This is a genomic window from Marinobacter sp. L-80 (genome assembly GCF_056859395.1).
This window is the reverse complement of record NZ_JBSXOI010000071.1, coordinates 37,487-51,856: the sequence shown is the minus strand read 5'-3', so window position 1 is coordinate 51,856 and position 14,370 is coordinate 37,487. Positions and strand designations below refer to the sequence as shown.

14 protein-coding genes are annotated in these 14,370 nt (G+C 58.6%); 9 read left to right on the top strand and 5 right to left on the bottom strand.

Translation table 11 applies throughout. The features are described from left to right. Positions 1-54 precede the first annotated feature (54 nt). Together purN and purM are read right to left on the bottom strand one after the other, a co-directional pair. Complete coding sequence (purN, locus tag AC13E3_RS15625; protein WP_014576731.1) at positions 55-717, bottom strand: phosphoribosylglycinamide formyltransferase; 663 nt, start codon at positions 715-717, stop codon at positions 55-57. Further along, a complete protein-coding gene (purM, locus tag AC13E3_RS15620) occupies positions 714-1,778 on the bottom strand; it encodes a phosphoribosylformylglycinamidine cyclo-ligase (protein WP_039881976.1) in 1,065 nt (354 codons plus the stop codon). The genes purN and purM overlap by 4 nt, the downstream gene beginning before the upstream one ends. 219 nt (positions 1,779-1,997) lie before the next feature. On the opposite strand from purM, the gene AC13E3_RS15615 reads away from it, so the two are divergent. The 5 genes from AC13E3_RS15615 to AC13E3_RS15595 are packed head-to-tail and all read left to right on the top strand — an operon-like array spanning position 1,998 to position 5,758. Next, on the top strand, positions 1,998-3,275 hold the full coding sequence (locus AC13E3_RS15615; protein WP_082814033.1) for a DUF2066 domain-containing protein: 1,278 nt from the start codon (positions 1,998-2,000) through the stop codon (positions 3,273-3,275). A 21-nt stretch (positions 3,276-3,296) separates the two neighbouring features. Further along, positions 3,297-3,857 (top strand): CDP-alcohol phosphatidyltransferase family protein, encoded by a 561-nt coding sequence (locus AC13E3_RS15610; RefSeq protein WP_169702144.1) that lies wholly within the window; start codon positions 3,297-3,299, stop codon positions 3,855-3,857. Then, a complete protein-coding gene (hda, locus tag AC13E3_RS15605; protein ID WP_482902205.1) occupies positions 3,854-4,552 on the top strand; it encodes a DnaA regulatory inactivator Hda in 699 nt (232 codons plus the stop codon). The genes AC13E3_RS15610 and hda overlap by 4 nt, the downstream gene beginning before the upstream one ends. Before the next feature lie 60 nt (positions 4,553-4,612). Then, the gene (locus AC13E3_RS15600) at positions 4,613-5,410 is read left to right on the top strand and encodes a ParA family protein (protein ID WP_008172831.1); all 798 of its coding nucleotides are present in this window, start codon (positions 4,613-4,615) and stop codon (positions 5,408-5,410) included. 12 nt (positions 5,411-5,422) lie between these two features. Beyond that, positions 5,423-5,758 (top strand): YqcC family protein, encoded by a 336-nt coding sequence (locus AC13E3_RS15595; RefSeq protein WP_008172829.1) that lies wholly within the window; start codon positions 5,423-5,425, stop codon positions 5,756-5,758. Here the strand turns inward: AC13E3_RS15595 and nadC are convergent, their stop codons facing one another. Then, a complete protein-coding gene (nadC, locus tag AC13E3_RS15590; protein WP_219119829.1) occupies positions 5,759-6,598 on the bottom strand; it encodes a carboxylating nicotinate-nucleotide diphosphorylase in 840 nt (279 codons plus the stop codon). Between the two features lie 223 nt (positions 6,599-6,821). Here nadC and AC13E3_RS15585 point away from each other — a divergent pair, with 223 nt between their 5' ends. The 4 genes from AC13E3_RS15585 to AC13E3_RS15570 all read left to right on the top strand — a co-directional run bounded on the left by AC13E3_RS15585 (position 6,822) and on the right by AC13E3_RS15570 (position 12,854). Then, complete coding sequence (locus AC13E3_RS15585) at positions 6,822-9,119, top strand: DUF1631 domain-containing protein (protein WP_405419127.1); 2,298 nt, start codon at positions 6,822-6,824, stop codon at positions 9,117-9,119. A gap of 114 nt (positions 9,120-9,233) precedes the next feature. Further along, positions 9,234-9,815 carry a 1,6-anhydro-N-acetylmuramyl-L-alanine amidase AmpD gene (gene ampD, locus AC13E3_RS15580; protein ID WP_228732831.1) on the top strand — a complete coding sequence of 194 codons (582 nt, stop codon included), beginning with the start codon at positions 9,234-9,236 and terminating at the stop codon, positions 9,813-9,815. Further along, entirely contained in the window at positions 9,816-10,703 is an 888-nt protein-coding gene (locus tag AC13E3_RS15575; protein WP_482902204.1) for a histidine kinase, read from the top strand. A gap of 120 nt (positions 10,704-10,823) precedes the next feature. Beyond that, on the top strand, positions 10,824-12,854 hold the full coding sequence (locus tag AC13E3_RS15570) for a methyl-accepting chemotaxis protein (protein WP_405419130.1): 2,031 nt from the start codon (positions 10,824-10,826) through the stop codon (positions 12,852-12,854). Between the two features lie 46 nt (positions 12,855-12,900). Here AC13E3_RS15570 and AC13E3_RS15565 read toward each other — a convergent pair whose 3' ends face one another. Both AC13E3_RS15565 and AC13E3_RS15560 read right to left on the bottom strand, forming a co-directional pair. Then, a complete protein-coding gene (locus AC13E3_RS15565) occupies positions 12,901-13,458 on the bottom strand; it encodes a cob(I)yrinic acid a,c-diamide adenosyltransferase (RefSeq protein WP_014576743.1) in 558 nt (185 codons plus the stop codon). Between the two features lie 13 nt (positions 13,459-13,471). Then, entirely contained in the window at positions 13,472-14,365 is an 894-nt protein-coding gene (locus tag AC13E3_RS15560) for a ketopantoate reductase family protein (RefSeq protein ID WP_053114922.1), read from the bottom strand. Between the last annotated feature and the right edge of the window lie 5 nt (positions 14,366-14,370).

The window sequence follows — 14,370 nt, the reverse complement described above, 5'->3', positions numbered from 1 at the left end:
ACAGTGTAGCTGCTCGGGCAGGATGCGGGGATGACAATTCGTTCAGGCGATGCCTCAGTTGTCCGGCAAGCGCATCGGAGCGTTCAAGGGTTCGCCGTCGAACAACACATAATCGCTACCCAGTTGAATCCGGCCCTCACAGAACCAGCGCACAACAATGGGGTAGAGGATGTGTTCCTTGGCCTGCACCTTCTCCGCGAGGCTTTCTGGCGTGTCATCGGAAACAATCGCCACTTCTGCTTGGGCAATCACGGGGCCACCATCCAGCTCTTCGGTAACGAAGTGGATGGAAACGCCATGTACGGTATCGCCCGCTTCCAGTGCACGACGGTGAGTATTCAGCCCGGTGTACTTCGGCAACAGGGACGGGTGAATGTTCAGCATCTTACCCCGGAATGCCCGAACAAAATCCGTGGTCAGAATGCGCATGAAGCCTGCCAGGACAATCAGATCCGGATTGTATCGGAGGATTTCCGCCATCAGGGAGGCATCAAACTCATCCCGGGATTCGAAATTCTTGTGGTTTACCACAAAGGTCTCGATATTTGCCTGGGCCGCGCGCTCAAGGGCAAACGCGCCGGGCTGGTTGCAGCCAACGGCAATGATCTGCCCGGGAAAATCCCGCTCCCGGCTGGCGTCAATCAGTGCCTGAAGGTTGGTGCCGCTTCCGGATGCGAGCACCAGGATTTTCGGTAACGGGGTCTGATCTGCCTTCATGCCGACAGCAGCCCCGGTGCATAGCGAACGCAGGCATCTGCCTGTTCGTCATCGGCACGTTCGATCAGGCCTACCTGCCAGGCATGTTCGCCCAGTGCTTTCAGGGTATCCAGGGCCAGCTCCTTCTGGTTGGCAGGCACGCAGACAATCATGCCGATACCACAGTTAAAGGTGCGGTACATCTCTTCACTGGCAACGCCGCCGTTGTCCTTGAGCCACTGGAATACCGGGGGCAATGACCAGCTGTTGGTATCGATGGCAGCGATGGTGCCGTTCGGCAGCACCCTGGGAATATTTTCCGGCAGGCCACCACCAGTGATGTGGGAGAGGGCACGAACGTCGACTTCGCGAATCAGCTGCAGAAGATTCTTTACGTAGATTCGAGTCGGTGCCATCAAGGCGTTGGCCAGGGTGGTATCGCCCATTGGCTGCTCGAGGTCAGCGTTGCTGACTTCCAGAATTTTCCGGATCAGGGAGTAGCCGTTGGAGTGAGGGCCGGAAGAGCCCAGGGCAATCAGCACGTCTCCGGCCTGGACGCGGCCGCCGTCAATAATCTCGCTGCGTTCGGCAACGCCTACGCAGAAGCCAGCCAGATCGTAGTCGTCGCCTTCGTACATGCCCGGCATTTCAGCGGTTTCGCCGCCGACCAGCGCACAGCCAGCCTGCTCGCAGCCCTCGCCGATCCCGGCAACCACCTGTGTGGCAACGTCTACGTTCAGCTTGCCGGTCGCGTAGTAGTCGAGGAAGAAAAGCGGTTCAGCGCCGCCGACAACCAGATCGTTCACGCACATGGCGACCAGATCGATGCCGATGCTGTCGTGCTTGTCCAGTTGCATGGCCAGTCTGAGCTTTGTGCCCACTCCGTCGGTGCCGGAAACCAGAACCGGTTCGTTATATCCGGCGGGGATGGAGACCATGGCGCCGAAGCCGCCGAGACCGCCAAGAACCTCGGGGCGGCGGGTGCGCGCGGCGGTGTCCTTGATTCGGCTGACGAGTTCATTGCCGGCATCAATATCAACGCCAGCATCGCGGTAGGTCAGGGAGGGCTTCTGTTCGCTCATGGTGTACTTAACCGTTGGCCAGTGGGTCAGGCGGCGGATTTTAACAGGTGCGGTGTGGCGCTCCAAATGTATATTGCTTTTCCGAAATCCGGGGCCGCTACTCACACCTTGGGGCATGGTGTATCCTATGCGCCATTCATGCGAATTGCAGGGTGTTTCATGTCAGTATCAGGGCAAAAGCCGGCACACAGGTCTTTATCCGGGACGTGGGTAGTTGCGTTGTTCACCGTTCTGCTGTCTGGGTTTTCCGCTCAGGCGAGTGCCGTGACGGTTTCCGGTCTCTATTCGGCAAAGGTGCCAGTGGAAGGGTCCTCGCCGGGTCAACTCGCCCAGGGATATGCAGACGGGCTGAGCCAGGTACTGGTAAGGGTTTCCGGTACCCGAGACGTACTGGCGATGGAGGGCGTTGAAGCCCTGCTGTCCGATGCCGAGTCGTTACTGCTTTCCTATCAGGTTGCCCGTGGCGAGTCCGGGCAGAGTGTTCTGAGCATGTCCTTCGGAGCGGTTGGCGTGAATCGCGCGCTGGCTGCAATTGATGCGCCGGTGTGGGGTGCCAACAGACCGCTCACGCTGGCCTGGATTGCTGCCGAGGATCGTGGATCGAGAACACTCGTAACACGGCCCGGGGCCGGCTCTGGTCAGGAAGACGCAGGAGCCTGGAGGGCTGCGTTCGATGAGGCGGCCAGAAAGCGTGGCTTGCCCGTGGCGCTGCCCCCGTCAGATTTCAGCTCTGACCGCGAATTGCTCTCGGATATCTGGGGGCAGTTTATTGGTCGGGTGAAGTCTGCATCCGGGAATCTGGACCATGATGTGCTCGCTTTGGTGCGGGTCAGCCGTGCTGGCGGGCAATGGCGTGCCGGCTGGGTCTTCGATGGTATGGCCATGAATGCCGGGGAAGAGTCGGTAACCGCCGATACCCCGGAAGCGCTGGCGGAGGCGACGATAAACCGCTGGGCGGAGCTATACGCCAGCCGATACGCGGTTGCTGCATCGGAAGTGGGCGATTCGCCCCAGGTGGACATTGTGCTTCGTGGCGTTACGTCGCTTGAAGACTATGCCGGCGCCAATAAGGTGCTGGAAGGACTGACCCCCGTGGTTAGCGTTGGTGCCCATCGGGTACGGGACGAACAACTGACCCTGCGGGTGGCTTTCTCCGGTGAGCTGGACCAGCTGCGGGAGTACATCGCCCTGGATCCGCGCTTCGTTCCAATGGAGGCCGACGTTCCGGCAGAACCTCCGGTTACCGCCCGTACAGCAGAGGGCCAGGTGGCTTCGCCTGGGCCGAACCCGCAAGAGGCGCCCGAGAGCAAGGAATCGCAGCCGGCTGGCCCGGATCAGCAAACCTCTGCGGAGGCGTCTGAAGAGACTGCCCTGTTTACCTATCAGCCGGTGCCCGTCGATGAGGAAGATGCCAGGGAGGCGTTCGAATCCCTGTACCAGGTTCTGTATTATCGTTGGCAACCGTCTTCTGTCATCGGGAGCGATGGCGGCGAATAAGGTGTAACCGGAGGGAGTCTTTTGAATTTGCACCGCTGGCGCTGGATTCCCAATGCCCTGACGTTCCTGCGCATTCTTCTGATCGCTCCCTTCGCGGGAGCGTTACTGATCGGAGATTATCGCCGAGCGTTGCTGATATTCTTTCTGGCCGCCGGCACAGACGCGGTTGACGGCTTCCTTGCCCGCCATTTCAATTGGCGTTCCAGGCTTGGTGCAATTGCAGATCCTCTCGCCGACAAGGCCTTGTTGATCACCGCGTACCTGATGCTTACTCTCACTGCTGTTCTGCCCGTGTGGCTGTTTCTGCTGGTGTTGGGGCGTGACCTGCTGATTGTGGTCGGCGCTCTGGCCTACCACTACAAGGTTGGTCGATACGATATGGAGCCCAGCATTCCCGGCAAGATCAATACGTTTATCCAGATTCTTGTAGCCCTGGCCATCATCGTGCTTCTGGCGGACCTGCCGATGCAGCCCTGGGTGGTGGATGCCGGCATTATCCTGGTGGCTGTTTCCACTGTGTTCAGCGGGGGGCATTACCTGTTTGTGTGGGGCTTGCGGGCCTGGAGGGCTACCCGGCCATGACCGCATCCCAGTTGGTGCTCGGGGTCAAGCTGCGTGACGACGCCCGATTCGACAATTTCCATGGCGACCGGAACACGAGCGCAGCCCAGCGTCTTGAAAGCGTTTGTCAGCAACCTGATGATATGCCTGTCGTTGTTCTGTGCGGTGATGCCGATACCGGCAAGAGCCATCTTCTACAGGCAGTGTGCCACCTGGGCGAAAAGCAGGGCAGAGCAGCGGTGTGTATCAGCATCGCAGAGCTAGAGCCTTTTGGTCCCGATGCCTTGTCGGGGCTTGAGACTCATGAGATCGTCTGTCTTGACGATGTCGACCGCATCGCAGGCCAGCGGTTCTGGGAAGAGGCCATTTTTCATCTCTATAACCGGATTCTCGATCGAGGCGGCCTTTTGGTGGTGAGTCTGGCCGATTTGCCGGCCAGTCTGCCTTTTGAATTGCCGGATCTGGTCTCCAGACTCAGTCACGGGCTGATCATCCAGTTGGGTATTTACCGGGATGAGGATCGCCTGACCATTCTCAGAGCCCGTGCCGAGAAACGTGGCCTGGTGATGGCGGATGATGTGGCCAGCTATATAATGCGTCGGGCGCCCCGAAGGCTCGGTGATTTGCTGGGGATTCTGGATATACTGGATGAAAATTCACTTCAGGCACAGCGACGGCTTACTATCCCGTTTGTGAAGACAGTGATGGGGTGGTGAGTTGGAATGGGTTCATCGCAGGGCAGAAATCGATAACGGATTCATCAAGGGAGAGGCAAAATGAGACGGGTGGTATTCAACCAGAAAGGCGGTGTCGGTAAGTCCAGTATCACGTGCAATCTCGCAGCTATCAGCGCCGCTCGTGGAAAGCGAACCCTGGTCGTGGATCTTGATCCGCAGGGAAACTCCACCCATTATCTGCTGGGCAAGCCTGCCAGCGAGCTCAAGGACACCGTGGCGGATATGCTGGAGCAGACGGTGGCCTTTACCGTGTTCAATCGCCGTCCGGACGAATTTGTCCATGCCTCACCGTTCAAGAACCTGTTTGTGATGCCCTCCAGCCCGGAGCTGGATTTTCTCGAGCGCAAGCTGGAGGCCAAGCACAAGATATACAAGCTGAGGGAAGCCCTGAAAAAACTGGGTGAATCCTTCGATGCGATCTACATCGATACCGCGCCGGCGCTCAATTTCTATACCCGGTCTGCCCTGATTGCAGCCCAGCGCTGCCTGATACCCTTCGACTGTGACGATTTTTCCCGTCAGGCGCTGTACAACATCCTCAACGAGATTCGTGATCTGCAGGAAGACCACAACGAGGATCTTGTTGTCGAAGGGATTGTTGCCAACCAGTTCCAGCCGCGGGCCAGCCTGCCCAAGCAGCTGGTCAGGGAGCTTACCGAGGAGGGCTTGCCGGTTTTGCCTGTGCGTCTCTCGAGTTCCGTGAAGATGAAAGAGTCCCACCAGAGCCGGCAGCCCCTGATTCACATGGCACCCAAGCACCCGCTGACGCGCCAGTACGAGGACCTGTTCCGGGTTCTGCATGGCGAAACCGTGGAGCTTGAGCCGCTTAACGATTGAAGCGAGACTGATATGACCGAATCCGGTAACCCGGTCGGGCAGGTTGCGGACTGCCTTCTGAACATTGAGATGGAGTTGCGGCAGCTGGGGCTCTGGGAGTCAGAGCCGCCACCGGACGAGGCGTTCCAGAGTGCGCAGCCCTTTTGCATCGATACGCTGGAATTTACCCAGTGGCTGCAATTTGTTTTTGTGGAAAGAATGAAGATCATTATCGAAAATGACCACCCGTTGCCCTCGGCCTCCGGCATAGCGCCGATGGCCGAAGAGCATTTCCGGGGGCGACCGGAGTCCGGTAGCAGGCTGGTTCGGGAGCTGGAGGTGATCGACCGCCTGCTTAGCGGGGAGTGATCAGTCCAGTCTCATTGACAGGTCGACAGCCTTCAAATCCTTGGTCAGCGCGCCAATCGAGATGAAGTCCACGCCGGTTTCGGCGATCGGCACCAAGGTGTCGGCATTGATTCCCCCGGATGCTTCCAGCTTTGCTTTGCCACCCGTGGTAGCGACCGCGGTCCGCATGTCTTCAAGTGAGAACTCATCCAGCATGATGATGTCTGCACCCGCTAGAAGGGCCTGTTCCAGCTCGTCAAGGTTCTCGGTTTCCACCTCCACCGGTTTGCCCGGTGCAATCCGGTGGGCGGCTTCAATGGCCAGGGCAATGGAGCCGCAGGCGGCAATGTGATTTTCCTTGATCAGGAAGGCATCCCACAGCCCGATCCGGTGATTGAAGCAGCCGCCACAGGTTACAGCGTATTTCTGGGCCAGGCGCAGACCGGGCAGGGTTTTACGGGTATCCAGCAGTCGAACACCGGTGTGTGCAACCCGGGCGGCATAGCCTGCGCAGGCGGTCGCAACGCCAGACAGGGACTGGAGCCAGTTCAGAGCCGCGCGTTCGGAGCTTAGCAGGCTTCGTGCCGAACCCTGCATGGTAAACAGCACCTGATCCGGCGACACGGTCTCGCCATCGGCAACCTGCCAGTCGAGCTCAACGGCCGGATCCACCTGTCGGAAAACCTCGTCCACCCACTCCCTGCCCGCGACGATGGCGGTTTCCCGCGTAATTACCCGCCCTGTTGCCTGTTTGTCGGCGGGTATCAGTCTGGCCGTGATGTCGCCATCGCCGATGTCCTCCCGCAGACTCTGGGCAACGTTTTCAATTCTGGCCTGGCGGAGGAGTTCAGGGGCAATCATAGGGCAAAAAGTCCGGTGCAGTGGGTTGTCGGCGTTTCAGGCTGCCAATTCTAAAGCGCCGCTGGTGAATCGCCAAACTCTTGGGGCAGGGCTGCTAAACTGTGATGCACGTCAGGTCTACACAAAAGGTGACAAATTCTGACACAACCTGACGTGGGCAGCTCGTATCATGTGAAGTGGAGAAATAAACAGGCAATTGTGTAATACAAGGCGGAGCAGCGAGATGGTGCACGATAACAAGGTTGTCAGCTTTTCAGGCCAGAAACCGCCCGCCCGGTTTTCTTTGCCTGCGTCCCTTGTGCGCCTGCGTGACGCATCGGGTCAGTCCCTCAAGTCCGTTCTTGCCAGTTTTTTCGATCGTGCCGATGATGCCCTGTTTGAACTCGCCGACAGAGCCGGCTCCAACCTCGACCAGACCGCCTACTTTGATGCCATGCGGGAGCTCAGGCTTCGTCGCAAGGCCATGGTGGTCTCGATCCTCCAGTATGTCAGCCAGGCTTTCAATGAAATCGGCAGGTTCCAGCCCCAGCAAAGTGCCAGGTCCCTGGATGAAGTTGACGAGGACTCTCTCAGCCTCGTTGACCATTCCCAGCTTGAGCAGCAGGTGGCAGTCGACAATCTCATAAATAAACTCCGGAACCGTTATACCGAACAGATCCGTCTGCTTACCGTCCGGGTCGGGCATCTGGTGCCGGGCATCGAGCTGAAAGACGCACAAATGCCGCTGAGCCCTGAAATCATCTGTGGCGGTGTTGCCGAGGCCTGTGCAGACCTCGACATTGATATCCGGGCCAAGCTGGTGGTTCTGAAGCTGTTTGATCGCCTGCTTGCCGATACCCTCGGTGATTTCTACAAAGAAGCCAATCGCACCTTGATCAGTGAAGGCGTAATGCCTGACATGAAACGACCGCCCACCGGCAAGGTGCCCTCCCGCTCCGGTCAGCGTGGGTCAGGAGAGAGTTCAGTGCCGACCAGTGCCAGCGGCCGGGCGGATTCTGCCAGCCAGGGTCAGGGTATGTCTCAGTCACAGGCTACTTTCTCGGAGCTCAGCGCGCTGTTGCATCGCGGTGAGTCCAATGCTGTCACTGGCGGATCCCCGGTCGGCGAAAGCTACATTGATACCGACAGGCTCATGGCCCGTTTGACTGAAGCGCAGTCGAGCAGCAGGCAATGGGGTGAAGGTACCGTTGTACCTCTGAACGAGCAGCTTCAACCCATCCTGCGTTCCGGCGATGGCAATAGCCTGAGCGTTGGGCAGGTCGACAGTGACGTGATCAATCTGGTTTCCATGCTGTTCGACTTTATTCTGGAAGATCGCCAACTGCATCCGGTGATGAAAGCATTGATCGGGCGCCTGCAGATTCCGGTGCTGAAAGTGGCGCTTAGTGACAAGAACTTTTTCAACCGGGGCGGTCACCCGGTTCGAAAACTGCTTAACGAGCTGGCACTTTCGGCCATTGGCTGGACCGAGAAGAAGGCCGGGCAAAGAGACCCGCTTCGGGACAAAATCGAATCGGTGGTAGATCGGGTTCTGACAGAGTTCACTACCAACGTCTCTCTGTTTGAGGAGTTGTTGAAAGATTTCAGCCACTTCATGGATCTCGATCGCCGACGTCGTGAGCTCGTCGAGCAACGTCTTCGGGATGCTGAAGAAGGGCGGGCTCGACAGGAGCGGGCGTCCCAGGCGGCGGAAGGCCTGGTTAAGGAGCTGACAGAGCAGCGGGACGTACCCGAACCGGTTGCCGGCCTCCTGAGCGAAGCCTGGACCCGGTACCTGCAATGGGTTGTCCTCCGGGAGGGCGAGGAAAGCGACCGGTGGCAGCACGCCCGGAACCTGACCGAGCAGTTGGTCTGGAGTGTGGATCCGCGCCCGGTCACTGATACCACCAGGTCAGATCTGCTAAGGGCAATACCGGCCATTGTGGACGACCTTCGCAAGGCACTGCAGGATATTTCCTGGGACCCGTTTGCCACCGATGCGGCCATTCGCGACCTTGAACTTGCCCATGTGGACGTTTTCCAGCGATTGGTGACGGCTCCGTCCAGGCCGGAATCACCTTCGGAACCAGAGGATCTGCTCGTTCCGGAACCCGCTGCTGAGCAGCCCGTCGAGCCCCCTGAGCCGGCGGCCGAAGACGCTGTCAAAGCAACGCCCGCGCCGGCCGAGCCTGAAGTGCCTGTTTCTGTGGTCAGCGAGGCTGCCTCCCAGGCGGACGCTGAAACGCAGACTGCTTCAGTATCTCCAGAGTGGCTGTCAAAGGCCGAAAGCCTGCGTGTGGGTTCCTGGATTGAACTTACCCGCGACGAAACCCGGGTGCGCTGTAAGCTTGCGGCCTTTATCAAGGCTACTGGCAAATATATCTTTGTGAATCGCAGTGGCGCGAAGGTGGCAGAGTATCTGCGTCAGGAACTGGCCGCCGACATGGAATCCGGGAAAATCAGCATGCTGGATGATGGTCTGATCTTCGACCGGGCACTGGAGTCGATCATCGACAACCTGCGCAGCAGCCGCAAGGACTGATTCGTAGCAACCGTGGCAACTTTGTGATTCAATCAGAGGCTGTAATGCTCTGAAACTTTTGGAATTACTTTGCCCGATTCAGACGTTTTTTCCGAACGCCCTACCGCCTCCGGTATCGATGGAAATTCGCTTCGCGAAACCGGGCGGATTTCCTTCGCCCGCTGGACCCCTTCGCCGAATTTCGGGCCTCGTCCGGATGGAGCGGGCATCTCTCTTCTGGTCGTCCACAATATCAGCCTGCCTCCGGGCCAGTTTGGTGGCCGCGAAATAGAAGACTTCTTCTGCAACCAACTCGACCATTCTGCGCACCCCTACTTCAAGACTATCGAGGGCGTCCAGGTGTCTGCGCACCTGCTGATTCGCCGCGATGGCGCGCTGGTGCAGTTTGTCAGCCTGCTTGATCGGGCCTGGCATGCCGGCCGATCGTGTTTTGAAGGGCAGGAGGAATGCAATGATTTTTCCATCGGGATTGAGCTGGAAGGGACCGACGACACCCCTTACACCACCGAGCAATATCGCATGCTGGCGAAAGTGGCGGACCTGATTATGACGGCCTGGCCGGATATCACGGCCAATCGGATTACCGGGCACTGCGACATTGCGCCCGGCAGGAAGAGCGATCCCGGCCCGGCTTTTGACTGGCGGTATTTCCGGTCAGCCCTGGAAATAGTCCGAGGATCGGGGAGGAACGTCTGAATGGTATTTGTTGTGTTTCTTCTGGCCTACATGGTACGCAGGCGTCTGGATTCCCTGGACATGCTGTCTGGCGATGAGGTCTGGCGTCGTTGGTTCCGCTACGGCAGCCGGGTCAGGGCGGGCCATGAATCGGGGATAGCGACCGGGCTGGCACTGGTCCTGTTGCCGGCCCTGATACTGGGGCTTGCGGAATACCTGCTGGTGTCTTCTGGCTGGAGAATGGCGGCTTACCCGCTGGAGTTCCTGGTGCTGGTCGTCCTTATGGGAACGCCGGGCTGGCGACAGGTACTGCGGGCCTATGCGGAGGCGTGGCACCGGGGAGACATGCAGTCGGCCTGGCATCATGTGAAAGACCTTCTTCCGGCCGATGAACGGGGAGCCGCAGTGTCTCCCGAGGCCATGCACCTCTCCCTGTCCAAGGCACTGATGGTTTCGGTGTTCCAGCGCTTTTTTCTGGTGGCTTTCTGGTATGTGGTTGGCGGTATCGGTCTCGCGGTCCTGGCGCGTGGGCTGGTAGCGCTCGCCGAGCAATGGCCGCAGGCGCCGGCCAGGCCCAGGTTTGCAAAAATGTCCGACCTTGCCGGCTGGATTCCTGCCAGGCTTTTGTCGTTAACGTTCGGAATTGCCGGAGATCTGGCCGGCTGGCTGCGTGAAACTCGCCAGACTCTGACCGGAATCTCCAAAAAAGCGGGCGAGGTACTCATGATTTCGGCCAACGGGTCGTTAACCGGGTATGCACTGGATCCAGCGAGGTTTTCCCGGATTCACCCGGATGAGTGGACAGCGTTTGGGGGAAGGAGTCTGCGAGCGGTAAGGGATCTGCTGAACAGAAGCATGCTGGTATGGATATGCATAGTCGCCCTGCTGGTTATTTCCGGCGTCGTTTAGCCCGGATTTTATAAAACATTACAGTTTAACAACAAATAAAGCTTAAGTTTTTAAGACTTTAGGCGGCAATAGAAGAAAAGAATTAACGTTCAGTGGTTATTTGCCAGCACGAGGGTCCCTGTGAAGCAACTCATTAATCCTGCCATTGCCCTGATGAACCGGCTGCCGATGGTCTACAAGTTCAGTCTCATCAGCATTCTGTTCCTTTTACCAATTGGCGGGCTGTCCTGGCTTGCCATTTCCGAGCTGAATCGCTCGGTTCAGACCATGACCCGGGGTGTCGAGGGGCTGGAGCAACTCCAGCAAGTGGATCGGCTGGTGGATGCGGCGATGGATTATCGAGACTATCGCTCACCGGCGATCATCAAGGATGAGAGTGCCATTACCGCAGTTTCCGAAGAAGCGGCCACTGAGATTGATAGCCTTTTGGCGGCTCTGACCGCAGAAGAGCGCTCGTTCGATACGACTGGCTCCTGGGCCGATCAGGTTGAAGGCCTTCGCCAGGAGTGGGAAGCATTGCGGGCCGATGACAATTATCAGGGCAGCTTCGATCCTCAGTTCAAGTATTATCAGGAATTCGTCCAGAAGGCACAGGCGCTGCTTTCGGCCACCATTGAAATCTCTGGTTTGGGGCAGGGGGCCTCAAGAGAAAACCAGTTGATTCTGGGCCTGGTCCAGGACTCTCTCCCGGCTGCACGCACCGTGATCGGTCGGGCAAAATCCTACGGAATCTTCGCACTGGTCGAGGGGCAGGTAGGTTACGCCCTGAGCGAAACCCTGAACGAAATCTATGACCAGTTGACCAATCGCACCTCCTTGCTTTCGCCGGCCTTGGCTCTTGCTTCTGAAGCATCGCCGGCCCTCGCCAATCAGGCGGGCAACGCCATTCAACGGGTTGACGAGAGTTTGATGGTGGTTCGGGATCATCTGGATCTGAACGTGATAACGCCAATGCGTCTGGAAATGCCCTGGACCGAATACGACGATCTGATGTCCAGGCAGTTGGCCCACTACGACGACGTCAAGACGGCTGCCTTCAGCGTGGTCGACTCGAACCTGCGCGCACGGCTCGAGAGTGAGATCAACCAGCGTCGCCTGATTGTGGTTGCCCTGATCGCCGTGCTGCTTGTGGTTGTCTATCTCTACATCGGCTTCTTCATGTCCGTACGTACCGCCATCAACCGCTTCAGCGAAGCCGCACGGAACGTTGCCGCCGGCGACATGACCACGCACATCAGTTTGCGCAACCGCGATGAGCTGGGCGAGTTGACGACGGAATTCAATAACATGACCGACCGGATTGCCGAGCTGATCCGCTCTGTCAGCCGGACGACGGCGGACGTAGACCAGCAGGCCACCCGGGTCAATGACACCGCTGCGGCCAATAGCGAAGCGGTTGCGCGTCAGATGGAAGAAAGCGGCCAGATCAATGAAGCCATGAACCAGATGGTTGAGGCGGTTCATGAAGTCACCGAAAGCGCGCACCGGGTTGCGGACAGCGCGAGCAATGCCGAACAGGACACAGAAACCGGCCGGGGCGTGGTGGCCGACACGGTTGAAACCATCAACAAGCTGGCGGGTGAAATCTCAGGCGCGGTGGAAGTGATCAACCGGGTCAGCAAGGACAGTGACAACATCAGTCAGGTGCTGGTCGAGATCAAGGCCATCGCCGAGCAGACCAACCTGCTCGCCCTGAACGCCGCGATCGAGGCGGCCCGGGCCGGGGAGCAGGGGCGTGGTTTCGCGGTGGTTGCCGATGAGGTTCGCTCGCTGTCACAGCGCACGCACAAATCGACGGAAGAAATCGAAGGCATGATTTCCCGGCTCCAGAGCGGCGTCAAAGACGCGGTGTCGGCCATGACCAACAGCCGGGACGTGACCGAGGCAACGGTGCAGAAGTCCGGAGAGGTGACAGAGGCCCTGGATAGAATCGCCAAGGGCATCTCCGTGATCGTGGATATGAGTCACCAGATCGCCCAGGCCGCCGAAGAGCAGTCTGCCGTCGCGAAAAACGTGAACTCGAACGTTGAGCAGATTGGCGAGCTGGGCCAGAAAACCGCCGCCAATGCTGAAGAAACCCTGGGTTCTTCCAGAGAAATGTCGCAACTGACAGCGTCGCTTCAGCGTCTGGTGGAAGCCTTCAAGGTCTGATCGGTGCGACCTTTGCGCGCGATCAGGCGCATAAAAAATCCGGCCCTTAGAGGCCGGATTTTTTTTGTTCCCAGAGAATCTCTTCGCCACCCTCGCGCCGGGCCAGTACGCGGGCGATGACAAACAACAGATCCGATAGACGGTTCAGGTAGTGTCGGGAAGCGGTGTTGATAGAGTCCTCATGGCCGAGGGCGACGACAACCCGCTCTGCACGACGGCAGACCGCCCGGGCAAGGTGACATTGGGCGGCGCCGGGACTGCCTCCGGGCAGGACAAAATTCTTCAGCGGTGGCAGGCCTTCGTTGTGCCGGTCCAGGGTGCCCTCCAGCCATTCGATGTGTTCGTCACCAATCACACGGCTGCCGGGGATGGCAAATTCGCCCCCCAGGTCAAACAGATGGTGCTGAATGCGGCGCAGGCTCTCCACCAGTTCGTCGTCGCTGTCCAGGGTTTCGATTAGCAACCCGATATGGCAGTTGAGTTCATCAGCGGTGCCCATGGCTTCAACTCGCTGGGCATTCTTGGCAATCCGGTTGCCATCGGCCAGGCCCGTGGAGCCATCGTCTCCGGTACGGGTGTAAATCTTGGAAAGGCGGTTGCCCATCAGTCTGCTCCTGTTAATGTGACGACAGTTGTTGTACCCGTTCGGTCAGCATTTGGTTCACCGGCGTGTCGATACCGAGTTCTTTTCCTAGTTTTGCCAGATACCCGTTGATAAAGTCTATCTCGGTTTGGCGTTTGCGGAGAACATCGGCACGCATGGACGATGTGTTACCCGCGGTGTTTTGAGCGACCTGTTCAATGCGTTGGCGCAGGGAATCCGGTGTTTCCGTGATCTGGGCGGCGGCGCTCATCAGCTCTGATAGTTCCCGGCAAAGCTCGTCGATGGTGTTCTGATATAGCCCTGCAGACAGGATGTCGCCATTGGGGCAGTTCAGGATGGCGGTGTAGGGATTGATGCCCGCATTGACGATCAGTTTCTGCCAGAGTCGCTGAAGGATGGCCGGCTCCCGATGGATGGCCAGGCCGGAGTCTTCCAGCATGGCGACCGCGCGGTCCACCGAGAATCTGGCCTGCTCCGTCAGCGGACCCACCCAGGTATCGCCGGTACCGGCATGGACGAGAAGCCCCGGTTCAGGTCGATTTGCGCCCTCGGTGGTGGTTGCGGCCAGGATCGGGCGCTCCGGCCACCGCTCGGCGACAGCTTGCTGGCTGCCCAGTCCGTTCTGGAAAAGCAGGATGGGGATATCAACGGGTAATTGGTCGATCACGCCTGCTACAGCGCTCAGGGTATCACCGGCCTTGGTTGTCACCAGCATCAGGTCCGGCGTGTCGCCGGTCGTGAGGAAGGGAATCTGTATGGAGGATTCCGGCCCCTCAAAGGGCCGGAAACGGTAATCGACGCTTGAGTCGGTGGGCTCGCCCGGTTTGGCGACGAAGGCAACGCAACCGTTGGGTAGCATTGCGCCCCAGAGCCTTCCCAGAGAGCCTGCACCGAGAATACCGATCATGCCGG